General features: G+C 39.1%; 18 protein-coding genes. 6 read left to right on the top strand and 12 right to left on the bottom strand.

Translation table 11 applies throughout. From position 1 onward, the window contains the following. Positions 1-291 precede the first annotated feature (291 nt). Positions 292-1,092 carry a ThuA domain-containing protein gene (locus tag OLW01_RS15575; RefSeq protein ID WP_268076465.1) on the top strand — a complete coding sequence of 267 codons (801 nt, stop codon included), beginning with the start codon at positions 292-294 and terminating at the stop codon, positions 1,090-1,092. 835 nt (positions 1,093-1,927) lie between these two features. On the opposite strand, the gene OLW01_RS15580 is transcribed toward OLW01_RS15575, so the two are convergent. The 5 genes from OLW01_RS15580 to OLW01_RS15600 form a co-directional block, all read right to left on the bottom strand. Then, positions 1,928-3,172 (bottom strand): hypothetical protein, encoded by a 1,245-nt coding sequence (locus tag OLW01_RS15580; protein ID WP_268076466.1) that lies wholly within the window; start codon positions 3,170-3,172, stop codon positions 1,928-1,930. 20 nt (positions 3,173-3,192) lie between these two features. Continuing rightward, positions 3,193-4,692 (bottom strand): L-arabinose isomerase, encoded by a 1,500-nt coding sequence (gene araA / locus OLW01_RS15585; RefSeq protein WP_268076467.1) that lies wholly within the window; start codon positions 4,690-4,692, stop codon positions 3,193-3,195. Between the two features lie 14 nt (positions 4,693-4,706). Further along, positions 4,707-5,399: an L-ribulose-5-phosphate 4-epimerase gene (locus OLW01_RS15590; protein ID WP_268076468.1), complete on the bottom strand. Its 693-nt coding sequence runs from the start codon at positions 5,397-5,399 to the stop codon at positions 4,707-4,709. Then, positions 5,399-7,063, bottom strand: coding sequence for a ribulokinase (locus OLW01_RS15595; protein ID WP_268076469.1), 1,665 nt, complete (start codon positions 7,061-7,063; stop codon positions 5,399-5,401). Before OLW01_RS15595 ends, OLW01_RS15590 begins: the two co-directional genes overlap by 1 nt. A 166-nt stretch (positions 7,064-7,229) precedes the next feature. Further along, positions 7,230-8,003, bottom strand: a complete 774-nt coding sequence (locus tag OLW01_RS15600; protein WP_268076470.1) for an SDR family NAD(P)-dependent oxidoreductase — start codon at positions 8,001-8,003, stop codon at positions 7,230-7,232. Positions 8,004-8,290: 287 nt separating this feature from the next. Here OLW01_RS15600 and OLW01_RS15605 point away from each other — a divergent pair, with 287 nt between their 5' ends. Beyond that, a complete protein-coding gene (locus OLW01_RS15605; RefSeq protein WP_268076471.1) occupies positions 8,291-9,778 on the top strand; it encodes a sulfatase in 1,488 nt (495 codons plus the stop codon). 584 nt (positions 9,779-10,362) lie between these two features. On the opposite strand, the gene OLW01_RS15610 is transcribed toward OLW01_RS15605, so the two are convergent. The 3 genes from OLW01_RS15610 to OLW01_RS15620 form a co-directional block, all read right to left on the bottom strand. Beyond that, complete coding sequence (locus tag OLW01_RS15610; RefSeq protein WP_268076472.1) at positions 10,363-10,731, bottom strand: hypothetical protein; 369 nt, start codon at positions 10,729-10,731, stop codon at positions 10,363-10,365. Positions 10,732-10,769: 38 nt separating this feature from the next. Continuing rightward, complete coding sequence (locus tag OLW01_RS15615; protein ID WP_268076473.1) at positions 10,770-11,081, bottom strand: hypothetical protein; 312 nt, start codon at positions 11,079-11,081, stop codon at positions 10,770-10,772. A 154-nt stretch (positions 11,082-11,235) separates the two neighbouring features. After that, positions 11,236-11,910: a sulfite exporter TauE/SafE family protein gene (locus OLW01_RS15620; protein WP_268076752.1), complete on the bottom strand. Its 675-nt coding sequence runs from the start codon at positions 11,908-11,910 to the stop codon at positions 11,236-11,238. 234 nt (positions 11,911-12,144) lie between these two features. On the opposite strand from OLW01_RS15620, the gene OLW01_RS15625 reads away from it, so the two are divergent. Together OLW01_RS15625 and OLW01_RS15630 are read left to right on the top strand one after the other, a co-directional pair. Continuing rightward, positions 12,145-13,308, top strand: a complete 1,164-nt coding sequence (locus OLW01_RS15625; protein WP_268076474.1) for an aldose epimerase family protein — start codon at positions 12,145-12,147, stop codon at positions 13,306-13,308. A 48-nt stretch (positions 13,309-13,356) separates the two neighbouring features. Then, a complete protein-coding gene (locus OLW01_RS15630) occupies positions 13,357-14,862 on the top strand; it encodes an SEL1-like repeat protein (protein WP_268076475.1) in 1,506 nt (501 codons plus the stop codon). Positions 14,863-14,922: 60 nt separating this feature from the next. Here OLW01_RS15630 and OLW01_RS15635 read toward each other — a convergent pair whose 3' ends face one another. The 3 genes from OLW01_RS15635 to OLW01_RS15645 all read right to left on the bottom strand — a co-directional run bounded on the left by OLW01_RS15635 (position 14,923) and on the right by OLW01_RS15645 (position 18,809). Next, positions 14,923-16,449: a family 43 glycosylhydrolase gene (locus OLW01_RS15635; protein WP_268076477.1), complete on the bottom strand. Its 1,527-nt coding sequence runs from the start codon at positions 16,447-16,449 to the stop codon at positions 14,923-14,925. Between the two features lie 248 nt (positions 16,450-16,697). Beyond that, positions 16,698-17,924 carry a family 43 glycosylhydrolase gene (locus tag OLW01_RS15640; protein WP_268076478.1) on the bottom strand — a complete coding sequence of 409 codons (1,227 nt, stop codon included), beginning with the start codon at positions 17,922-17,924 and terminating at the stop codon, positions 16,698-16,700. A 12-nt stretch (positions 17,925-17,936) separates the two neighbouring features. Continuing rightward, positions 17,937-18,809, bottom strand: coding sequence for a family 43 glycosylhydrolase (locus OLW01_RS15645; protein WP_268076479.1), 873 nt, complete (start codon positions 18,807-18,809; stop codon positions 17,937-17,939). 218 nt (positions 18,810-19,027) lie between these two features. Here OLW01_RS15645 and OLW01_RS15650 point away from each other — a divergent pair, with 218 nt between their 5' ends. After that, a complete protein-coding gene (locus tag OLW01_RS15650) occupies positions 19,028-21,037 on the top strand; it encodes a winged helix-turn-helix domain-containing protein (protein WP_268076481.1) in 2,010 nt (669 codons plus the stop codon). A gap of 120 nt (positions 21,038-21,157) precedes the next feature. Further along, positions 21,158-21,976 carry a 3-keto-disaccharide hydrolase gene (locus OLW01_RS15655; RefSeq protein WP_268076484.1) on the top strand — a complete coding sequence of 273 codons (819 nt, stop codon included), beginning with the start codon at positions 21,158-21,160 and terminating at the stop codon, positions 21,974-21,976. A gap of 188 nt (positions 21,977-22,164) precedes the next feature. On the opposite strand, the gene OLW01_RS15660 is transcribed toward OLW01_RS15655, so the two are convergent. Continuing rightward, positions 22,165-24,123, bottom strand: coding sequence for an RICIN domain-containing protein (locus tag OLW01_RS15660; RefSeq protein ID WP_268076486.1), 1,959 nt, complete (start codon positions 24,121-24,123; stop codon positions 22,165-22,167). Positions 24,124-24,199 lie beyond the last annotated feature (76 nt).

The raw sequence follows: 24,199 nt of genomic DNA on the forward strand, positions 1-24,199 counted from the left end.
ACTGTGAATAATTCAGACTGGCAATTTTGCCCAATGTTTAGTTAATTTGTTTTTTACGACTTCTAGTTATCACATTGCTAATAAAAAAGTGTAATAATATATTATATTTGTAACCATAATGAGTGAAGTATGAAAATTAAGATAAAAATAATATTAATCAGCTTATGTTTAAGCTTAAGTGCTTGTTCAAGTTCCGCCATAAACCCAGTGTCAGTGAATCAGAAACAATTGAAGGCATTGATAGTGGATGGTCAAAACAATCATATAGATTGGCCAAAAACTACAGGAATAATGAAGAACTACCTCGAACAAACAGGTTTGTTTGAAGTAGATATTTACCGAAGTAAATACACCTGGAAGGCAAACGTTGCAGGTAAACAATTTGCTTTAAACGATGGAAAAAAGTATCAAGATTTACCCGAGCCAAAAACCGATCCTGAATTTTCTCCCAATTTTACTGAATACGACGTTGTGATTTCCAACTTTGGTTGGAAAGCTGCAGATTGGTCAATTTCAACACAACAAGCTTTAGTGAGTTACATGAAAAACGGCGGTGGTTTGGTGGTCGTTCACGCGGCAAATAATTCTTTTCCGCAATGGCTTGAATATAACAAAATGACGGCTTTAGGCGGTTGGGGCGGCCGCAGCGAAAAAGATGGACCTTATGTTTACTTTAATAAACAAGGCAAATTAATCAGAGATCGTAAAAAAGGGGGGGCTGGAAGTCATGGTCCAAGACATCGTTTTACAATAAAACACCGGGATTTAACACATCCAATTACTCAAGGTTTACCGGAACAATGGCTACATACGGAGGATGAGCTATATGCAAAACTAAGAGGGCCAGCGGAAAATATGCAAGTTTTAGCGAGTGCATTTTCAGCTAGAGATAAAAAAGGAACAGACAGACACGAACCCGTTTTAATGGTGATTAATTACGCTAAAGGCCGAGTATTTCATACAACCTTGGGGCACGATGTTCAAGCGATGTCAGGTAAAGGTTTTAAAACAACATTTACACGTGGCTCTGAGTGGGCTGCTACGGGCCAAGTGACACAATCCCCGCCTGAAAGTTTAATTGAAAAGCCGTAAGACTCTGACAAAGCACCGTATAACGGCTGTCCTATTTGATTCGTATCCTACCAAACCCGAACCGAAGGCATTTGGTTGGGGGTCGGGGTTGGTAGGATAGATCGATAAACCAAGTTGTACAAATTAATACCTATTAAACCTTAACTCAGGTTAAAGTGTATTCTAACGTATTGAATGCTAGAACTTTTTCGAACTGCAAGGTTCCTAACAAAATTTTTGTGTAGACAAGGCAAACCCACGCCTCAATAACTAGTCTCGGCTTTGGTTCCGACGTCACTCTACTTCACGCATCCATGGGGTTTTAGGCAATAGAATTTACCTATGCTAAAATATTTTCGCTGTATTTAAACTATACAAAATGCAGTCGTCTGACAAAAACATTGCAGCTTAAAATATCACAAACCCACAAAAATTTGAGTGTTCCCTGAAAATCAAGTACGTAACCATAACCCTCAACGTTTATTCGTTTCTGTCCATCAAACCAAGATGAAAACGCTATTAAAGCACTAACCCACGGTCGTTATAATGACCGTGGTAATCAGTTAATTTGCTCTAAGAAAAAATTTTTAGAGTGGTATTTATAACAATAAGGTGTACTTGATATTCAAAAACAGCAAAGAACTATTTTTTATTTGACTCTTAGCAAAATTATCATATGTAATCGCTAAAACTTCAATGGTGGAGAGTAAGACAATTTGATTTTACGATACATTTGAATCAAATTGACTAATAGCAGGTATAAAACATCGGGGCGTACATTTCTTTATGTACGCCCCGTCAAAAGTAAATACCTAAACATAGGTATCTACTTGCCACAAGAAATTGGTTTATCAATTTATAGCTTGATAAATATGTCACCATCCATAGGTTTTATATTAAATTCAGTCCCGACTTTACCTGTCGCTGAAGATTGATGCGGCAGGTTAAATTCTATATGAATCGTTTTGTTACCTTCCGGATTGTAAAATACCTCAGCGTTAGTAAACGAGCGAGTCGTTGCACCATCGTCTAATTTACGCCCTTGACCTAACGGGTCGCCTAAATTTACATCCCAAAAACTATACCAATCATGCATATGATCGGGTGTCGGAACAGGATTATAATCAGCGAACAAGACATATCCGTCACTGTGGGTTAGACCTAAAGTTGTAACAGCGCGCATGCTTTGAAGATCATGACGCTGGCCCCAAGCTTCTAATGCGTTTATTTGCGGGCTTCTTAAATTTTCTTCATAAAATTTAAGCGATTTCGCCATACTGTCCCAAGTACATAGTTTTTTTGGATTATCCGGCATTCTTCCATTTGGCCCACATTCCATAAATGCGCCGTTAATATACTTTTTGTACTTTTCACCTTTATCGATTTCGTCGTGAATATTAACGGTTAAAAGTGCATCTTCACCCATGTATTCACGTACAATTTTAACGATTGGTAAATAGCCACTCCAGTCGAGCATTACGCCATCGTAAATTCCTGATTCAACAACGGCTTTGGCTTGCTCACCTAAACGTTTTTGGAATGCTTCATTTTTATAGTTGAGCATATAGTACGGCTCTGGGCCGCCGGTCCAGCCTTGTACTCTGTTGCCTTGGGCATCGCGTAGCCAAAACTCACTGTTTTCCGGTAAATAACTTCCCGGTGCATCGCGCCAGCGAACTTCAAATAATGAAACGATATTTGGATTTTTATCTAACAAATAAGTTAAGTTTTTCTTTGCTTCAGCTAACGATTCTTTAGTAAAGCTGGTGGCTAAACCCGCGTGTTTGTGATCCCAAACTAACCCAAAAACCAACTTAGTATCAAATCCCAGTTGGCTGACCGGTTCTTCCCAAATTAAACTGTGTTTCGCCGCGTTATCCAAAAATTGCTCATGTGTGTCCGTTGGGTACTTACTTGGCATATCCAAAGGGTTCCACGCCTGAAAAACTGCAGGATAAGATTTATCGGCTACACGTTGTTCAATTGTTTTTTTACCTGCAATTTGTACCTGCGTGTTACCGCCTGAAGTTAAACCACAAGCTGAAAGTGCCATGCCAAGCGTGGCGCACAGCAGTGATTTTTTTATTTGATTTAAGTTCATTGTTAGTGCCTGTATACTGATTAAATACCTAAGTTGTGGAAATAAACCGCGTTGTGACGCAAAGTTTGTTTAAAGTCACTTATTTTGGTACTTTCATCTATTGTGACTAACTCAATCCCCGCGATTTCAGCGAAGTCTTCAATTACATCCATAGAAACACCTTGAGTATAAGTACTGTGGTGCGCACCACCGGCTAAAATCCATGCAGCGCCAGCAACAGCCAAGTTAGGACATGGTTCCCAAAGCGCAGTTGCCACGGGTAAGTTTGGTAACTCAGCTGGTGGCTCAACCGTATTGACTTTATTAACGATTAATCTAAAGCGCGTGCCCATATCAATTTTAGAAATGTTTAACGCTGAGCCTGATTTACCAGTGAACAATAGCCGTGCAATATCTTTTCGAATGCCGATAGTATGAGACGCAACAACAGCTCTTGGTTTATCTTTAGCAATAGTTGGACATACTTCTAACATGTGCGCGCCTAATACTTGATCAGTTTCGCCAAAGTGATAGGTATAGTCTTCCATAAACGAGGTTCCACCTTCTTTCCCTGCTCCCATCACTTTGACAATGCGTGTCATTGCTGCGGTTTTCCAATCGCCTTCACCACCATAACCGTAGCCTTTGGCCATTAAGCGTTGTGTTGCTAAACCCGGTAGACCGGTTAAACCGGTTAAATTTTCAAAACAGTTAGTAAATGCTTTAAAGCCACCTTTTTCTAAAAATTGTTCCATGCCAAGCTCTAAACGCGCTTCGTTTTCAAGCGCTTCAACTTGAGATGAATCTGCTAATAACGCAGCATCAATTTGGTAATCGTCTTGATATAAACGTACTTGCTCTTTAATTTGTTTCTCAGTGATCGTCGCGCACTCTTTCTCTAAATCACCCAAGCCAAATGCGTGTACTTCGTAACCAAACTTAATTTGCGCAGCCACTTTATCGCCTTCAGTTACCGCAACTTGTCGCATATTGTCGCCAAAACGCGCTACTTTTAAGTTTTGCGCTTCATTCCAGCCCACCGCTGCACGAATCCAATCATCTAATTGCGCCTGGACCGACTCCGAAGTCCAATGGCCCACAACCACCTTTCGGTCTTGACGTAAACGAGTGCCGATAAAACCAAATTCACGATCACCATGCGCACTTTGGTTTAAATTCATGTAATGCATATTAATGTCATTCCATGGCAACTCCGCACCAAATTGAGTATGCAAATGCATGTAAGGCTTGTTTAATAACTGTAAACCTTTAATCCACATTTTGGCTGGTGAGAATGTATGCATCCACAGAATAACACCAACGCAGGATTTATCCGCATTGGCCGCTAAACATACATCAGTAATCTCTTCGGGCGTTGTGACAACGCCTTTGCTTGTGATATTGGCGGAAACTAATTCAGATTCGGTCAAACCTGAGGCTATCGTCTGGCTGTTTTCGACTACTTGCTGCAGTACGCTTGGGCCATATAAATGTTGTGAACCTGTCACAAACCATATTGATTTATCTGTAAAAACTTTCATTCTAAATACCTCTATTAGTTCTGACCGTAATACGCATTTTGACCGTGCTTACGTAAATAATGTTTATCGGTAATCGCTTGTTTAAGCGAACCCTGAACTGGATTGATTTGTTTAGTTAGTAATGCCATTTTGGCTAACTCTTCTAATACCACTGCGTTGTAAACTGCATTATTAGCATCTTTTCCCCAAGTAAAAGGCGCATGTCCTGCAACTATCACCATGGGCACTTCAATTGGATTTAAATCAACAAACGCTTCGGTAATTTGTTTACCTGTTTCTTCTTCGTAATCACGCGTTATTTGCTCATCAGTCATAATGGCGGTGCAAGGCACTGAGCCGTAAGCATAATCAGCATGGGTGGTGCCAAAACAAGGTATTGGCATTTGTGCTTGCGCCCATGCGGTCGCATAAGTTGAATGAGTATGTGTAACACCACCAATTTCATCAAAATGACGGTATAAATGAGTATGCGTTTTGGTATCAGACGACGGACGTAAATTACCTTCAACTATGTTGTTTTCCATATCAACAATGACCATATGTTCTGGCTTTAGGTCTTCGTATGGCATACCGCTAGGTTTGATCGCCATTACACCTTGTGCTCGGTCAATTTGTGAAACGTTACCCCAAGTGTAAATAACCAAACCTTTAGCATTTAATTCCATGTTGGCTTCAAATGCTTGGCGCTTTAACTCTAAAAACTTCATTATTTGTTCTCCTCAACATATGCGCCGAGCGATAAATATTCTTCGTAAAGTTGACGGTAAAGTTCGGCGTTTGTCTGAATAGGTTGGTAGGTTTTACATACTTTAGATGCCATAACGGCCTGCGCACTGGCAATGTCGGGGAATGCACCGCCAATTTTTGCTGCAAAAATAGCGGCGCCCAATGCACAGCTTTGATCGCTTTCAAGTACTTCAATCGGGCAATTCCAAATATCCGCACAAATTTGCATGACTAAATCAGATTTTTTTGAAATACCGCCAATGGCAACCACTGAGTTAATTTCAATTTTTTCTTGTTTAAAGCGATCGATAATGGCTTTAGCACCATATGCACTGGCTTCAACCAAAGCGCGGAATATTGCTGCGGCATCAGTCCCCATTTTCATACCGGCGATTGCACAAGATAAGCTTTGATCAGCATCAGGGGTGCGACGACCATTTACCCAATCAACGGCCACTACTCCAGACTGACCCGGGGATAATAAAGCAGCTTTTTCACTTAAGTGAATTAGCGTTTGTTCGTCAACTTCTGCTAACAACGCATTTTTTTGCTCGTCGGATAAAAATGCATTATTTTGAATTATTTGGTTTGCTGGACCATTTACTAAGCGCTTATACCAAGCATATAAATCACCAAAAGCGGATTGGCCAGCTTCTAATCCAACCATCCCTGGTAAAACTGAACCATCTACCTGACCACATATACCCGGCACGCATTTGTCACCAATTTGCTCAGCACTTGCGACCGTAATATCACAGGTTGAAGTACCCATTACTTTAGTTAATACGCCCGGTTTTACCGCTGCGGCAACTGCGCCCATATGACAATCGAATGCACCAAAACCAATTGGAATGCCAGCAGGTAAACCCAATTTATCTGCCCATTCGTTTGTTAAACCACCAACACTTTGGTCAGATGGAAAGGTTTCTAACGGCAAACGTTCAACTAAACCGTTTAATACCGGGTCGACCGAGGTGAAAAAATCATTTGGTGGGAAGCCACCCCAGCTTTCGTGCCACATCATTTTGTGGCCTGCTGCGCAGCGACCTAAACGTAAATCACTTGGCTTTTGTGTACCCGTCAAAATAGCTGGCAACCAGTCACAATGTTCAACCCACATGTATACGTTTTTAGCGACTTCTGCATCTTGGCGCATTGCGTGTAACGCTTTTGCCCAATACCATTCAGAAGAATATATACCTCCTTCATATTGGATGTAGTTAGTCGCGCTGTCTTTGGCCGCTTTGGTCAATTCAGCCGCTTCACCTATACCTGTATGGTCTTTCCACAAAATAAACATGGCATTGGGATTTTCAGCAAACTCAGGTTTTAATGCTAAAGCTTGGCCTGTTTCGTCAATTGCTATCGGGGTTGAGCCTGTGGTGTCGATACTTAATCCAATGATGTTTGAAGCAGCATCTGATGGCGCTTTAGGCCATAAACTTTGAATTACCTCAACGGTTGATTCTAAATAATCAAGCGGATGTTGGCGAAATTGTGATCGCGCGGGCTGACAATACATGCCTTTTTCCCAACGTGGATAATTTACAACATGAGTTGCGATTTCTTGGCCCGACTGAGTATCAACCAAAAGTGATCTAACAGAATCTGAACCAAAATCTAGGCCTAGAGCGTACGTTGCCATTTTGTTCCTCTCAAACATTAATATGTTTTTATACTACAATTAAACTTATTAAAAAAACTACCAACCTGTCTCAAAATAGCGGTAATTCTTCTCTTTCGACTACCTTACTGTATATTATAATACAAATAAAGAGTGCGCAATTATTCTCGTTACACCCGAGCTATCATTAAATCATGCCACCATCGACAATGAAATGCTGTGATGTACACATTCTTGCGTCATCCGAAGCTAAAAATAAAGCCATGGCAGATATATTTTCAGGGATAACAAATTCACGTATACACTGGCTATCACGCACTTTATTACGTGCTGACTCATCAGCCAACGCGTTTTGTAATTGCCGCCTTGTCATTACCCAACCTGGTACTAAAGTATTGACTCTAATATTATCGGCACCCATATCTCTAGCAAGGCCTCGGGTTAAGCCCTCAATCGCAGCCTTCGAACTTGTATATCCGGGCATACCACCATGTGTCGCGTACCAACTCATAGAACCAAAATTAATAATTGAGCCGCCTCCTTTCGCTTTCATCATGGGGTATACAGCTTGCGCTGAAAAAAAGTAATGTCGTAAATTTACCGCTATACGCTCATCCCAATATTCAACTGTTACCTCCCGAAAATCGTGCCTATCATCATTAGCCGCATTATTTACCAATACATCTATAGTGCCGATTTCTTCTGAAATTTTAGCTATTGTTTCTTTTAGACTTTTTATATCTGTTAAGTCACATTTATAAAAATATGGCTGGGTGTACAAACCTTTTCGCTCTAAATCACTTATTAGCTTCTGAGCTTGATCAACTAAAATATCGATAAATACGACTCTTTTCGACTGCAAGCAAAATGCTTCAACTAAGTTAGCGCCAATTCCTGAAGCGCCACCAGTAATCAGAACAACCTTCTCTTTTAAACTTGGATATTGATTGGTTAAGTTCATATTTTGCAGCTAACCCAGTTATTTTAAATTTCACTAACAACATTACTAATTTTACGTTAAATTAACAATGGCATTTCTTCCAAAAAGACAGACCCACCATACATGACCAAAGGTCACCTAAATATATAAAAATTATAACCATAAAAATCAACAACTTATATCTCACCACACAATACTTGCGTTCGTACATATAAAAGACAAATAGACGATAAATGAGATGCTTTAATCTAGCGATTCTCTACACGACCATTTAACATTATCTCGCTAACATTTAATTGGAATTTAAAATGAAAATAATTAATATTAAATTAAAACTGAGTTTGTGGGGGTTGAGTTTGCTTGCTTGCAGTTTGAATACCGCTACAAGTTTTGCACAGCAAACTAAACAACCAAATATACTGATGATAGCTGTTGACGATTTAAATCACTGGGTAGGTCACCTTGGACGTAATAGCCAAGTTAAAACTCCGAATATAGACAAGCTCGCAGCTAAAGGTTTAAGCTTTCATCGCGCATATTCTCCTTCGGCCATATGTAATGCAACTCGTTCAGCAATGATGACTGGATTACGACCTAACACCAGTGGCGTTTATAAAAACGGTCGTGATTGGCGAAGTGTCGTTGGACCAAATAAATCTTTACCTGCTTTTTTTAAAAAAAATGGCTACTCAGTAATGGGGGCTGGAAAAATATTTCACAATGATAGGGTGATTTATCCACAAGATTGGCACTACTACTTGACTAGCAACAATATTTTAGAGCGCTATCGTTTATCTGCTGACGAACAAGCCAAAGCGGATCAAATAAAAAACAATTTTAAAACTGATAAATATAAAGTGGGTAAATTGTCCATTTCTCAAATTGCAGCGGGGGATGATACCTTATGGGACTACCACGTCGCCCGTTGGGCTGCTGACCAGGTAAGTATTAAACATGAAAAACCATTTTTTATAGCTGCTGGTATTTTTCGCCCCCATTTGCCTTGGCATGTGCCAAAGGCCTATTTTGACATGTACCCGCTGGATGAAATCGAATTACCCCCCTATTTAAAAGATGATCTGGAAGACTTAGCCAAAACACCAACTAATACAGAAGAACACGATATGATTTTGAAAGAAAAATCATGGCGTAAAGCAATTCAAGGGTATTTAGCTTCAATAACTTACGCAGATACCCAAGTGGGTAGAATTTTAGATGCTTTAGAACAAAGCCCAAATAAAGATAATACAATTGTCGTATTATGGGGCGACCATGGCTGGCATTTAGGTGAAAAACATAGGTGGCGTAAATTTGAATTATGGGAAGAATCTACTCGCACCCCTTATGTATGGTATGTTCCGGGTGTGACAAAACCAAATAGCAAAACCGATACACCAGTCGATTTGCAAAGCTTATGGCCTACTCTAGCTGAACTCACCAACACCAAAGCGCCAGATTTTGTAGAAGGCACCAGTGTTCTCCCTTTATTAAAAAATCCGAACATGCGTTGGACGGTACCGGCACTCACCACACAGGGCTATAAAAACCATGCTGTTCGTTTAGGCCCTTATCGTTATATACAATATCGAAATGGCGGTGAGGAGTTTTATGATCACACAACCGATCCGTATGAGTGGTATAACAAAGCCAATACCGAAGAATATGCGAAAGCTCAGGTCATCCTAAAATCAGCTTTACCTAAATTAAACCGCGAATGGGAAAGCGCAGCTAAGCTCTATGGCGGACAAGCTAAATATAACAAGTTAAAACCATCAAAAATGGTAACTGATTATTAAATAATTGAGCTTAAAATCGTTAAATTAAAAGGGTTGTTGATAACCATAACCCTTTTAATTCAAATATGCTTTTCTTATCTTTTCGCGAGCAGAGCCATCATTGCTTACATTGATAAACTCGCTCCCCCAGTATTTTTTCTTGCTTTAAACGGTTAAGTAGTAATAGAAAAAACTGAAATCTTTCAATTGTTTTTTAACTTCAGATCAACCTAAATTAAATCTGAATACAGTTTTAAAGCACTAATACTTCAAGAACAAGCAATTTGCCTTCCCCTTACCTCTATGTGTTTTCCTGAAGAAATGCGTTCATGTCTTTCGTTAAAATCTGTCCATACAGAGAGTACTCAAATACAGCCACAGTAACGCGAAAAATGCAGGTGTTATATTTATAATCGATATTTTAGTTTATAAAGGTGTTTCTAGTTTTTCAGTATTCAAAATATACAACTAGTTAACCGAGAGCGCCGCCTTTATACCTCCACCAGTATCTGAATTCGAACACGGCAGAATGTATTAATGAGGACAAAGTAACCAGAGATATTAAAACTAGGGCTTTTCACCTAACGGTCTATATGAGTGAGTATTTAGTTAACCGATGTTAAATCTAACCATAGTTCTTTTCTATCTAGCGGCGTAGCAACGGTTAAATGAGGGTTATCAATTTTAAATACTTTGCGTTTATCAATGTGGGTTTTATTCATCACATCTTTAATAAGTGGGTAGTTAAAGAAAAACGTATCAAAACTACCGTCAGCTATCGCATCTTCAAACAATCTGGTTATTTCTAGCGCCAATGCTTTGTTGTCCTTAGATACAAATAAATATAAAGGCAATGGATAAATAAGCATGAGCTCTTCTTCAATCGTTAAACCTAGCTCCTTGCGTGAAACCACTTCTGAACAAGGTTCATGCACAGCTCGGGGAAAATAATCGAAACGGCCACCTTCTAACATATAAAACAAATTATCATATTTATTTGTTGTGACTACTTTTAGCCTGAACTTTTTAATATCTGCGTGTCAGACCATAATTTGCCCTGGCCTGCTTTTAATTTAAGTAAATCATTAAAACTATTTATGCGACTAAAACGCTTCTGCTCACCTTCTCGAATGATAAAAATTCGGTGCCCTAAAAGACCTTTTAATATAGGAATACGGATAGGGGTTAAACGTTCTTCAATGTCTTTATCCGCTTCAAATGCCGCTATGGTTAATGCGCCGCTTTGTTGATCCGCTTCTTGACGAGATTCAGTAATAGGCCCGTCATTTGCTTTTAATGAATAGTTTGGATGATCTTTAAGCAAAAATTTAATCAGATCAACGTGATATGGTCTTTAGGTTCAGTTGTATTTAAGTAGATTATCGATGTTTTTGCGCAAAGCGTAAAACTAAAAAGCAAAGCCATTAGAGTTACAATATATCTTTTCATAAATACCTTTCAAGGGGTTATTAAACCGGTTAACTAAATAAAATCGAGACCCCAGCAAAGGCCGTAATACTCAATATAAAGTTTTTTAAACGATTTGATTTGTCGTTAAATTTTACCCATGCAGCTGCATACCAGCCAATTATCAAAGCAGGTATACAATACAAACTGTTCACAAAATCTTGCATTGTCACTAGGTTTGCAATATATAAAGAGATGAGTCCTAACAAATTAATAATCACAAAAAACGCATTGAGATTAGCTTTTATCAGTTTTTGCTGGCTGTTCTGATATAGAAGTCCCATAGGCGCACCGCCTGCAGACGTAAGTGTACCCATAAAACCTGAAGCGGCCCCCGCCAAGATACTCGACGAAGGTTTAATCTTAAAATTAAAACCCTTTACCGAAAGCGCTACCGCAGACAATATAATAACGCCAAATATTAACCTATATATCTCAGGAGCAACAAAAGCTGCTGTCGCACCTGCGGCGAATATACCAATAACTCCGCCAAAGGTCGCAAATGAGAAGTTACATAACTGTATCGATGCTTTATTTTTATAACAAACAAGTGATGTCACGAATAAAGAATTCAATATCATGGTGGCAGGGACGAGCTCAGGCGCAAAGTGCATAAAAATTGGGGCACATAGCAAACCTAAGCCGAAACCAATACTATTTTGCAGCATGGCGCCCAAAATTAGCATTAGATATATAAACAACCAATACAACAAATTAATTACTCGTTCATTACAAAATAAGCATATTATAATATATATATAACTTCCTTAAGTATATTTTTTATTCATAAAGGTCGAATATTTAATAAATTTTCACTTAATTATTTATTTAACCGCATAAAACAAACAATTTTTAATACTAAAACCCAATAAATATATTATATTAATATCAATATCAAAGTTATTTACATAGGTAATAAAATGAGCAATACACACATTAATTTAGCTGTAAGTTTAATTATTGTTATGGGGATGTCCGCATGTAGCGACAATAACCAAACCATTAAAATTGAAGAAATCAACTGGGGGCAAACCGCACAGCAAAATGTACATAAATACACTCTGACCAATACTGAAGGCATGTCGGTGCAGTTAACAAACTGGGGCGCAACTGTCATCGCTGTTAATGTTCCCAATCATCTTGGTCAAGTTGAAAATGTCATACTCGGATATGAAAACGCAGAACGGTATTTAAACGATTGTTGTTACACCGGCCCTGTTGTTGGTCGTTTTGGAAACCGAATTGCCAATGGGCGTTTTACAATTGATGAAACCACCTATCAAGTAACACGCAATGATGGGCCCGACAAAAATCTTAATCAATTGCATGGCGGCTTAAAAGGTTTACATAAACGCTTATGGAAAAGCGAAATTGTCAATAATAAAGTCGTGATGTCTTATCAATCACCTGATGGTGAAGAAGGTTATCCGGGATTACTTGATATTAAAGTCACTTATTCACTTGATAACAATAATCGTTTTACTATTGATTATTTAGCAACCACCACAAAAGCAACGCCCGTTAATTTAACCTGGCATGCTTACTTTAATTTGTCGGGCGATATGAAACGCTCTGTTGAGTCCCAAAACCTGTACATTAATAGTGACAAAATTACACCGGTAAACAATACATTAATCCCAACGGGTGAATTTATGTCTGTTAAAAATACACCTTTTGATTTTAACCAACCTAAACCTGTTGGACAGGATATTAGAGTATCGCACCCACAACTAAAACTAGGTGGTGGTCAGGATGCAGTATACGGTGGCTACGATCACAACTGGGTATTAAATGATTATGATGGCAGTTTAAAACACCAAGTAACACTGACCGATCCGCAAAGTGGTCGCTTAATGAAAATATTTACCACTGAACCCGGCATGCAATTTTATTCAGGTAATTTTATGGATGGCAGCGTTAAAAATGCACTTGGAAAACCGATTAACCATAGAGATGGATTAGCGCTCGAACCACAGCATTTCCCTGACTCACCAAACCACCCACATTTTCCTAATTCCATACTACGACCAGGAGAAACTTACCAATCCACTTCTGTCTATGAATTTAGTTTGCTGACGGAATAATGCTTCATGGCGACTAAAAAACAAATTTTCGATTTAAAAGGGTAATCTGTGCATAAGCTAAAAAATTGCAATTGCTTGTTGATAGCAACTATATTGGCGGTGACAGCTCCGAGCTATGCAAATATCATTCGAGCAGATCAAGCGTACGATACGGGCCAATATGATATTGCGCTCACACAATATCAATTGGCGGCCGCCACAGGAAATGTCCGTGCATTACATACCTTAGGTTTGATGAACTACCAAGGGCTAGGAACGGATAAAAATGAAGTAACTGCCGCAGCGTGGTTAATTTATGCGGCGCGATCGGATTATGAAAATGCAGCAGTGTTAGCTAAACATATTATTCAATCATTTACGCCTACACAAAGACAACAATTAGATAAGCGGCTTACTACACTAGAACCTGACTATGGTATAGAAGGTTTAAACAAAAAGGTTTTGCCTGAACTATTATCGGATAAACTCGATAAACAAATTATCTTTAGTTATACAGCCAATTTTCAAGGTCTTGAGCAAGATTTGGATTTATTCAGCAGCTTTTCTGAAGAAACCGAGATAGCGGATTTTCCGTTAGATCTCGAAGAAGGAGGAGGTTTTAGCATCGAGCAAACAAACCAACCCACAGTTATTAATGAAATGCGTAATCGTCCCTACTTTCTGATAGCGGATCTAAGCATAGCACTAGATGGTACGGTTAGGGACATCGAAGTTATTCAAAGTTTTGGTTTTGCTGGCCAAGCTATACGTAAACTGCGGGAAGTAAAATTTGCACCACCCATTTTTGATAATATTCCAGTCCCTTTTTATCAGCGAGTTTATTTGGGAGATGCACAACGTAACTTAAGCAAAATGACGCTTATGAGCGACTATCCATCCGTGTACCGCGGGATCCGGCCTATATTACAAAAAGCTCAAAATAGCCCATCTGCAGGCGAACAGTATCTATACGCGATCACCTTAATGAATTTTCCAGGATTAAGCAAAGATAATAACGAAGTGGATAGGCTACTAGAAAGTGCAGCTAAAGCGGGCTTAGCTGAAGCCCAATTTGTTTTGGCAACCAATCTATACCGAGAGCAACGTAATATTAAACAAGCAATTTCTTGGCTTATACAAGCTGCGCAAAACAGCTTAGCCAACGCTGAATATTTATTAGGTGAATTTTGTTTAACCAGCCCTTGGTTTAAACACGATGAAATTAAAGCTCAATTTTGGTTAGATAAGGCTGCAAATCAAGGTCACATTATTGGCTTAAAACGCGCTGCTTATGTAAAACTAAGAGCAAAAAACACTCAACTGCATGATGCTAAAACGGCTTTGCAATATCTCCAGCTATTAGAATCCACTAAACATAATGATCCTGAAATTATGTATCTAACTGCACTTGCGCATGAAAAACAGGATAAAAGACGTAGAGTAGAAGCAGTTTCTATGATCAAAAAAGCGATATTTAGAGGTGACCAATTAGGTTGGGATACCAGTAAATGGAAGTATACACTGTCAGAATGGACTACAGGTGGTAGGGTGACTATTACTAAAGAAACTTACTAACAACTTAATTAAAAATTGAAAGAGCGGCAATCGCGGCCGCTCCAAACTCGAGTCAGGAAATTAATTAAACTGATTATCGCCCGCGACAGGTAAAGGTGCACCTGCGAAAAAGTCTGGCGAGGAGACTTCTACCGTATTGCCATTCGTTTTAAAGACTAAATAAATGGTACTGTTGTCCCCTTTTGCCTCGCGCAAAAAGGTCTCTGTACGCGCGTTGTTTATTTCTGCGCTGTTATCTCTTAGCGACAAAGTTCCCATTAACATACCATCTGGTGAATCTCTGCGAACTTCTATGTGACCATGACGGGTCGTTTTGTGTACTGTCATACCAAAATAATAATAACCGGTACCTAAATCTAAATTATCGAATTTAACAATTGCGCCATCTTTAGCGACAATTTTATCCTGAATCAGGCTGTAATTAGTTCCTGAATTCGGGACATTAGGTTTAATGCTAAAAGGTTGTTGAATACTAACGGCGCTGACACCTTCAAGGGTTTGTTGTACAGGCAGCGCGTTGCCATCTTTATCATAGTTTAGATAATCTACCGCGACAGAACGTTGAGTCCAGGTACCTCTTTCTTTAAATTCGTCCTGTTTCCAAGATGATAAAGCTGAGGTGTGGTAGAAGAAATATTCCTGACCATGAAATTCAACCACTGCACCGTGGTTTGATTGCGTTAAACGCCAAGGTACATATGATTTTCCCGGTAATTTAGGGCCGTTGCTGTTGTCAACTTGATAGCCTAATTCCCAGTTTACTGTGCCTTTGTATGTTAACGGACCGGTTGGTGAATCCCCCATAGAGTAATCTAAATGGGATTTAGCACGGTTAGGATCATCAGGATTGTTAGGGTCAACCTTGCCATTATATTTGGTGTGATATTGGTAATAATATTTGCCATCACGTTTATGCATCCATGCGGCTTCCATAAAGTTTTTTGCACCATAATTCAGTTTAAAAAACTTGCCATCGATGTCACGCATGTCTTCTTTAAGTTTACCCATGTAGGCCTGATTCCAGTAGAGGTAGGCCTGACCGTCGTCATCAATGAATACAGATGGATCTAAACCAGCAAACGGCACCCCCGCCATGCGATCAACGGTAACTTTATATTCACCGTCAGGTCTGTTACTTTCAGCTACCGCTATATAACGGTCGACTTTTTTCTTTTTGCCTTTGCTTACTTCTAACAAATTGCGCATTGGGTAATAAATATAATAAGTACCATTACGGTATATCATATCTGGCGCCCAAATCGCCCAATCTTCATCTTCACCTTCGGGCATATCTTGGGTGTGTAAAATAGTGCCGTGATCAACCCAATGTTTCATATCTGCAGTAGAAAACATTTGTAATGCTTCCATGTTGTGATAACCCGGTTTATCTAAATGGTCGACCGATGTCACCATCCATACGCGGCCATCTGGCATCACTTTTGGCGCAGCATCGGCTGTGTACATGTGTGTTACAACAGGGTTGCCGTACGGATAGGGTTTGTCATTAACGTTTTTTTTCGCTGCTAATCCAATTGAGGGTATGGCAAGCGATGCTGTCATTATTAGGGATAGAACTTTAAACTTCATGGGACACCTTTATACTCATTATTTGTCCATGTTAGTTTTAAACAACTTTTTAAAAACTTGTTAAATTTAGTGTCTCGCATTTTTAATCTATTGTTTTAAGCTAGCAGAAAAATACATGACTACAGGTTATTTTGTCTTGCGAAACTGACAATTTGTATTTTTTAAATGGTAAATCAGCGAAAGCTTATAGTTTTTAAATTTTAAATAAATGAAAACACGCCATATCGGCGTGTTTTCTAACGTAGCATCTATTCGATACTAAATTGCTGTACTTCTTCTGGCCCGGGGTATTTGAAACGATTGTCTTTAACGTTAAATTTAACTTCCCCGTTTGCGTCTTTATATATTTCAACAGGCACCAACATAGCACCAGTTGGAGTCATAGTGTAGGCCTTATCATCTTGACGAGATTGCTGCATAAGTTGCTTGAAAGGGACATATTTACCGTTGGTAAACGCGGTAATCCACCAACGCCCTTGTTTATCTTGAAACGGCGTACCGTGGCCTAAAAAGCGCCCGACCCATTTTCGCTTAGAATAAGGCCCTTTTATACTTTTGGCCGTAACATAATAGAGATTATAGCTACCATGACGCATTTTGTCTGTGCTCCATGCAGTACCAAAAATAACGTAAGTGTCATCAATTTTAATAACATAAGTACCTTCGTGACCTATTTTTCGGTCTGCTGGATTTATCTTCCATGGTTTACCGATAAAATCATCCCAGTTTTCTGTCATTTCAACAGCTTCTATTGCGCGGTATAATAAGTAATTTTTCCCGTCATGATTTTGGTAAAGTGTTGGGTCGTGGCGGTGACCGAATTTACTGGCACTGATTGCCTCTTTGTATGGCCCCATCACATCGTCGGCTACCCACAAAACTGCCTGTTGTGCGTTACTGGTGTGGGTGATGTACCATTTGTTGTCAATATAATGTAATTCGGGCGCCCACAACAAAGGTTTGCCATTATTGTGCTGTTTATTTTTTAACTTTTCTAACATAGCGTCTAGGTTTGATAACTGTTTAAGACGCACTGGTACGCCTAATAATTCCCAGTCAGCTAAGTTTTTACTGCGCCAAATTTCAACACCTTCATTCAAGTAATCGTATTTACCGCCACCTAAAATATTCGCCAACCTTGTATTGGTTAGATAGTAATAATTGTCGGGGCCTAACATGATGTAAGGATCGCGTAGAAAGAATTTTGGTGTAAATATATTGACCGCTTGGTCGTGATTTTTGAGTGCCGCCCTACCTTTTTCATCTAGCGTAAAATAGCGTGGCACTTCATTTCCATGACCAACAGAAAGTGTTTCAGTAGAAAAACCAGCCTGTACATTCTGTGTCTTCTGGTTATCTTTTTCAATTGTTTGTTTATTATGGTGATCGGGCACAGCGTTACAAGCAGTGATTAAACTGACTATGGATAGCATCAACACTGAGGTTTGTTTTTTTATACTACTTATTTTAAACATTATGGGTATCTCCTATTTCTTTTTCCAAATGCCACGCTCGGTAATTTCAACCTGTTTAATCGTACCGTCTTCATTAAAATGCAGGTAATCAGCACGTACTCGGCGATTGTGCTTGTCACTTTCGGTTGGAGCCCATTCGTGGTAAAAAATGATCCAATTACCTTCATACTCGATAATTGAATGGTGGTTATTTCCGCCATATGGACGCATAAAATCACCTTGGTACTTAAATGGTCCAAGTGGCGAGTCTGAGGTGTAATAAATAAGGTTGTTCCAATCACGCGCAATGGTAAAGTAATAAATACCCTTACGTTTAAAGGCGTAAGCGGCTTCAAATTTAGTTGGACGGTAATCTAACTTAATGTCGATCGCCTTTTGATTTTTAAGCGTTACCATGTCGGGATTTAATACATGCACTTTATCTTGCAAGTACATATACGCAGTACCGTCTTCGTCCATAAATAATGCTGGATCGTGACCTTTTACCAACATTTTGCCATGCACTTCAGTGAATGGTCCTTCAGGGTTTTGGCTTTTTGCTACACCGATCCCACCTTGAATATTTTTACCATTTTGAAAATAATAGTAAAAATAGTACCAACCGTCTTTATATGCTATATCTGGCGCCCAAGCATTGTCTATGCCCCACTTTGACGCAGTGGTATCAAATATAACACCATGATCAGTCCAGTTCTCTAGATCGCTTGATGACCATACATGCCAGTCTTTTTGATCGTCCCATTTCTTTTTATCGTTAGTTGGATAAATAAAAATTCGGCCGTCTTGCGCGACGATTGCAGATGGATCGGCTCCCCAAAACAAAGGATTGTTCGCACTAGCGACAAAAGACAAAAATAAGCTGGATATCAATATTAACTTTATCATGACTACTCCTAATTTAAATGTGTTGTAACAAAGATAAATACTTAATTGACAAACAACTTGAATAAAAGCTGAATATTGAATATTTTTTAGCTAATGTATTTCTTAAGAAATACTTAAGTTGTTGTTATTTAGTTTAATAAAATAATTGAGAACGGATGTGTTTGTGGTAATATTTGTATTATATAAATAACATATTTTATTTTAATTGAGGTATTAAGGTGGATGAGTTCAATACCAGCTATCAGTTAGGCGACTGTGTTTTTCACCCACATCTCAATACATTGAGCAAACAACACCAGAAGATTTCACTCGAACCTAAAACCAGCGGGGTATTACTGCAACTTATTAAACAATATCCAAATATCGTCACAGTTGACGATTTAAATAAAAACGTATGGCCCGAAACCATAGTGTCTAATCAATCTGTACAACGTAATATTTCAATTTTACGCAAAGCGCTGGGTAAAACCGAATCAACTACGGGCTATATTAAAACCATATCCAAACGCGGTTATATGTTAGTTGTCCCGCCAACTCGATTAGAAGCCACCCCGTTGAAGCCTGCTTTAAATATTTTTAGTTTGATTAAACCGCATATGATTTGGCTATTAAGTATTTTAAGCTTAATCCTTGTCGCTTTTTTATTGATTAGCTTTTCCAGCAAAAACAGCAATGAAATAAGCGACGCGTCTGCAAGCGACGTTGTCTATTTAAACGCACAACATCCAACTTGTATTGCTTCAGTAAATTTAAATTCAAATAACCTCAGCCTAATTTTAAAAAATTGGCGTAATGAAAAAACAGCGACTTATTTACTAAGCAATAATCATTATTTTGGAAGGGAGTTTCAACTTGTTTGGTCGCCTAATTTTAACCGGTTAGTCGTCGGCTGGTTTGATAATCAATCGCGGTTGCAAATGTTTAATATAGATACAGCCTGCGACAAGATAAATCTAGATTCAAACCTGCTTGCTGATGATACGTATAGATACGATACACTCGCTTGGTTAGACGAAAACAAACTGATTGTCAGTCGCACGTTACATGGAGAGTTGTTTTATCAGTTAGATCAATTAGATGTAAAAAATGGGAAAATAACGCCCTATATAGAATCAAAACACCAAATTCGGCATTTTGCGGTTAATTCAAAATATTTGTCTTTCGTAATAAAAGACAACAAACAGTTTTTAATTCAAGTACTGGATAAAAAATCGCACAAACCAATTACCACTTTTGCCAGCTTGCAGCCAGCTGTCTCGATGCAATGGCGTAACGAAGATGATTTATGGGTACTGCACCAAGACAATGCCATATATCGCTATTCGTTAAATGGTCAAAAACAAAAACTTCGCCATTCATTACCTTATAACAGCCAACCGGTACATATTTCGTATAACCAAACGCGGCAAGCATTGTTGATATTGTCACATCAAAAAAACCAGCAAATTGAGATAGTTAATATAAAACAGCAAAAACAATCTCAGGTTGCCCCAAACTATGGCGATCAAACTGATGCTTCATTGTCCAATGAGCAAGGTAAAATAGCATTTGTGTCCAATGCGAATGGTCACAACCAAGTATTTTTGTTGGATAAAAAACTGACGCCTAAACAACTAACTTATTTTAATTCGGCGCTGAATATTTCTCATCTCAGTTGGAGTAATGACGACAGCAAGTTGTTATTCAAAGCAGATGACAGTGTTTACTTATACCAAATTAACAACGCCCATTTAACTAAATTGATTACGGCTAATTTACTGAAGAAACCATTGGGCTTTATAAACGATGCAACAACATTCGTATACGCTGATGACAATACAGAGCGCACGCGTTTTTGGCAACAATCGCTTATTAACGGTGACAAAAAATTGCTTGATATTCCATTTGATAGCCAGTTGGTTTTTAACGCTGAGCATCTTTTTTACCATCCCCGCAATAGCTCAAGTCTATATTCCATCCAAGCAGGTAGAGCTGATGAAATCGAAAGCGACTTTCCAACCAAGGCGACGTTAATTGATGCTGACGATCAGTGTATCTATTACAAAAAGAATATACATGCGCATATGCGCAGTATCTATTGTTATCAATTAACCCAAAAAACCCATCATTTAGTTTTAGACAGATTAAAATACATAGGTGAAGTGTTGGCAATCAAGCGCACTAAAGCCGTGATTTTAAATACTCAATTACAGCAATCGAATATCACTATGATTAGCTTAGAGCATTAGTGCCTTTGGACCTATTGAGCGGTTTTAGGGTTAATTAGGCACAAAATGTCATCTCAAACAGCGTGTTAATCAAATACTATTTAATTGTAATACATTATCAATTATAACAGGTGAGCGGATATGAAACCCTCGATTAACAGTCTGATCTTAATCACGTCGCTGAGTACAAACACAGTTTTAGCGGCACAATGGCAAAGTTTATTTAACGGTAAAGACTTAAGCGGCTGGAATGCCAGCTTGATTAAAAATGCTCAACCGGGCGATAAAGCCGAAGATTATTTTGTCGTAAAGAACGGCGTTATTCATGTATATGCTGGCAAACCGCATGGCAGCCAACAAGCGTTTGCGGCCATCACAACTAAACAGCGCTTTAAAAATTATCATTTGTCACTTGAGTATAAATGGGGTGAAGCCAAATTTGAGCCCAGATTAAACCTGTTAAAGGATGCCGGCTTGTTGTATCACGTACATGGCAAAGGTAAACCTGCTTGGCCATTGAGTATGGAAAGCCAAATTCAACAAGGCGAAAGTGGTGATGCCTATGCAATTGGTACACAAATGAGTGCATGGCTAAAACCTAATTCATTAGTTATCAACCCAAAAGGCACAGTAACTTACTACGAATACAACCCATACTATCCAGTGCAAGATTTTTTACCCATTGGCAAACCGGATAAAATTACCCGTATAAAACAAGTTAACGATGCTGAAATTGACGGCTGGAACACCATGGAAATTATTGTGCGAGAAGATCAAGCGATTCATATTGTTAATGGTGTTGTTAATATGCGTATTGGCAACTTTAAAAAATGGGATTACCAGAACCGTCATTGGCAACCACTGACCGAAGGCAAAATTTTATTACAGGCCGAAGGCGCAGAAGTATTTTATCGCAATATTAAAATTAAGACTTTAAATGAGGTAGAGACCAAATACTGATTGGATAAACTGGGCTGGGTATTACCTTCCAATAATTTAAAACATGAATTGTCCAGCCGGACAATGGCTGGCTTTAGAAGTTAAAGAAAAATGGCAAGAAGTTTAAAAACACAGAGCTAAAGAACAACAGCCACTTGCTAACAAGCAAGTGGCTTTCGACTACTCAACAAAATAACAAGTAGGCTGAATTAAAACGCGCTTAACGACCAGCGCTGGCAATCACCGCCTAACCATTGCCAAGTCTGTACATTAGCACCATCAGCAGTGGAACAAGCATTGACATCTAACACCTTGCCACCATTTTTTGAGAATATTTTATAAAAGCCACTTTCAACCTCTTCAAATCCCCACTTTTGACAATCCGCATTAGCTGTTGTCCATTGTTGAACATTCTGCCCATTGACAGCTAAACAGCCATCGACGTCTAATGCCATATTGCTATGTTTAGAAATGATTTGATAAAAACCATCAGAAGTTGCATCAAGAATCCAACGCTGACAATTAGCACCACTCCAAGGCCATTGCTGCACATTATCACCCGCTGTTGTACCACAACCAGCAACGTCTAATACCTTATTGCTGTTTTTTGAGGTAATGCTGTATTCACCGCTATTAATTGCATTTGGGCTAACAGGCTCTAACTTCCATTGTTGGCAATCACCAGCTAACCATTGCCACTGCTGCACGTTTTGCCCATCAGAACTTGAACAAGCATCAACATCCAATACTAGGCCTGAGTTTTTATTGACTAAACGGAAATAATCACCACCAACAGGTTCTATTTTCCATTTCTGACAATCTGCATCATTCCACGGATACTGTTGAACATTACCACCATTGCTGGTGCTGCAGGCATTCACTTCCAACGCTTGGCCGCTATTAATCGAGGTGATTTTGTAGTCGCCGTTGCCTAAATATTCAAGATCCCAGCGCTGACATTCACCACCTGTCCAAGGCCATTGTTGCACATTCGCAGCGCTCGCTGTTGAACAACCATTTACATCTAAAGCTTTACCACTATGTTTAGCCACAAGTCGGTAAGCGCCTTCACTAACCGGCATATTAAACGCGCCAATATCTGAATACATACGACACTCTTTGTTGGTCATATGAATAATTTCATTACCATTTAAACGCGGTAAAAACTGCGGGCTATAACTGTTACATGGGTTAGTGCCATCACTCGGCACAAATAAAGGTGCCGCGCGCTCTGCCCATAAACCATCACCATTGCTGCTGTTTACCATATAAACACTATGCTGTTTATATACATCATTATTAGCTGAATCTCTTAACACCTGAGCACCAACAACCAGCTCACCATTCGCTGTGCCATTGTCAATCCAAGTGATGGTTGGTGCATGAGAGAAGTGATGACCAGAAACAGATTCAATTCGAGTGCCCGGATGCGACACTGTGCCCCAATTTAAACCATCACTTGATTTTTTATAGAAGGTATCGCAATTGTAAGTAGAGCCACATATTTCGTACACCATCACATAATCGCCATTTGGTAGCTGGGTTATGGTCGGCATGCCTGGGCGTTGAATGGTATCATTCATTGCTACATCAATGACTTCACTCCCCCAAGTAACTCCACCGTCCGTGGAAATTTTATGTGCGATTAATTGGTTGTAACCATTACCTTTATGCTCTTCGCTGGCGTAATACATAACTAAACGACCATAGTCATCAATTATAAATTCGGCTTCCCATAAGCCAGTGGCGCCAGAGACAGGCGAGGATAAATAACTCCAACTTTGCCCTTGGTCGGTACTTTTATATATTTTGATTTCACGACTTGCTGGCGGTGTGCCATTGTGTGCAGACACAGCCCAAAACAAAGTACCTGCAGTCGTTGAGCCCATATTTACCGGCATTTCATACAATTCACTGCAACAGGTATTGGCAAAACCGTTTTCGTTGATGGTGGCGATTTTGCTCCAACTTTGTCCGTCGTCTGTGCTTTTATAAATGTAACCAGCGCTGATAACATCAAAGCTGGCAATAATTGTGTTGTTGGCAGCACCATTGTGTGCAAGCCTAACCATGCGCGGATAAAACGAAGTTTCATCCTCAAACAATACTTCTGCTGCTTGTGCTTGAGCAAACAACAATATAGCTAAAAAACCCATTATTCTTTTCATAGTGTTTTACCTTAATTAATTAAATTTAAATTTCAGACTGTTCCCCCAATAGAAATTTATTTAAGAATGGCCACCT

The organism is Catenovulum adriaticum (assembly GCF_026725475.1).
In the GTDB taxonomy this organism is placed as follows: Bacteria; Pseudomonadota; Gammaproteobacteria; order Enterobacterales; family Alteromonadaceae; genus Catenovulum; species Catenovulum adriaticum.

Coding starts and splice junctions, on each gene's coding strand:
- OLW01_RS15575 (WP_268076465.1), top strand. CDS start 292: ATGAAGAACTACCTCGAACAAACAGGTTTGTTTGAAGTAGATATTTAC.
- OLW01_RS15580 (WP_268076466.1), bottom strand. CDS start 3,172: ATGAACTTAAATCAAATAAAAAAATCACTGCTGTGCGCCACGCTTGGC.
- araA (WP_268076467.1), bottom strand. CDS start 4,692: ATGAAAGTTTTTACAGATAAATCAATATGGTTTGTGACAGGTTCACAA.
- OLW01_RS15590 (WP_268076468.1), bottom strand. CDS start 5,399: ATGAAGTTTTTAGAGTTAAAGCGCCAAGCATTTGAAGCCAACATGGAA.
- OLW01_RS15595 (WP_268076469.1), bottom strand. CDS start 7,063: ATGGCAACGTACGCTCTAGGCCTAGATTTTGGTTCAGATTCTGTTAGA.
- OLW01_RS15600 (WP_268076470.1), bottom strand. CDS start 8,003: ATGAACTTAACCAATCAATATCCAAGTTTAAAAGAGAAGGTTGTTCTG.
- OLW01_RS15605 (WP_268076471.1), top strand. CDS start 8,291: ATGAAAATAATTAATATTAAATTAAAACTGAGTTTGTGGGGGTTGAGT.
- OLW01_RS15610 (WP_268076472.1), bottom strand. CDS start 10,731: ATGTTAGAAGGTGGCCGTTTCGATTATTTTCCCCGAGCTGTGCATGAA.
- OLW01_RS15620 (WP_268076752.1), bottom strand. CDS start 11,910: ATGCTAATTTTGGGCGCCATGCTGCAAAATAGTATTGGTTTCGGCTTA.
- OLW01_RS15625 (WP_268076474.1), top strand. CDS start 12,145: ATGAGCAATACACACATTAATTTAGCTGTAAGTTTAATTATTGTTATG.
- OLW01_RS15635 (WP_268076477.1), bottom strand. CDS start 16,449: ATGAAGTTTAAAGTTCTATCCCTAATAATGACAGCATCGCTTGCCATA.
- OLW01_RS15640 (WP_268076478.1), bottom strand. CDS start 17,924: ATGTTTAAAATAAGTAGTATAAAAAAACAAACCTCAGTGTTGATGCTA.
- OLW01_RS15645 (WP_268076479.1), bottom strand. CDS start 18,809: ATGATAAAGTTAATATTGATATCCAGCTTATTTTTGTCTTTTGTCGCT.
- OLW01_RS15655 (WP_268076484.1), top strand. CDS start 21,158: ATGAAACCCTCGATTAACAGTCTGATCTTAATCACGTCGCTGAGTACA.
- OLW01_RS15660 (WP_268076486.1), bottom strand. CDS start 24,123: ATGAAAAGAATAATGGGTTTTTTAGCTATATTGTTGTTTGCTCAAGCA.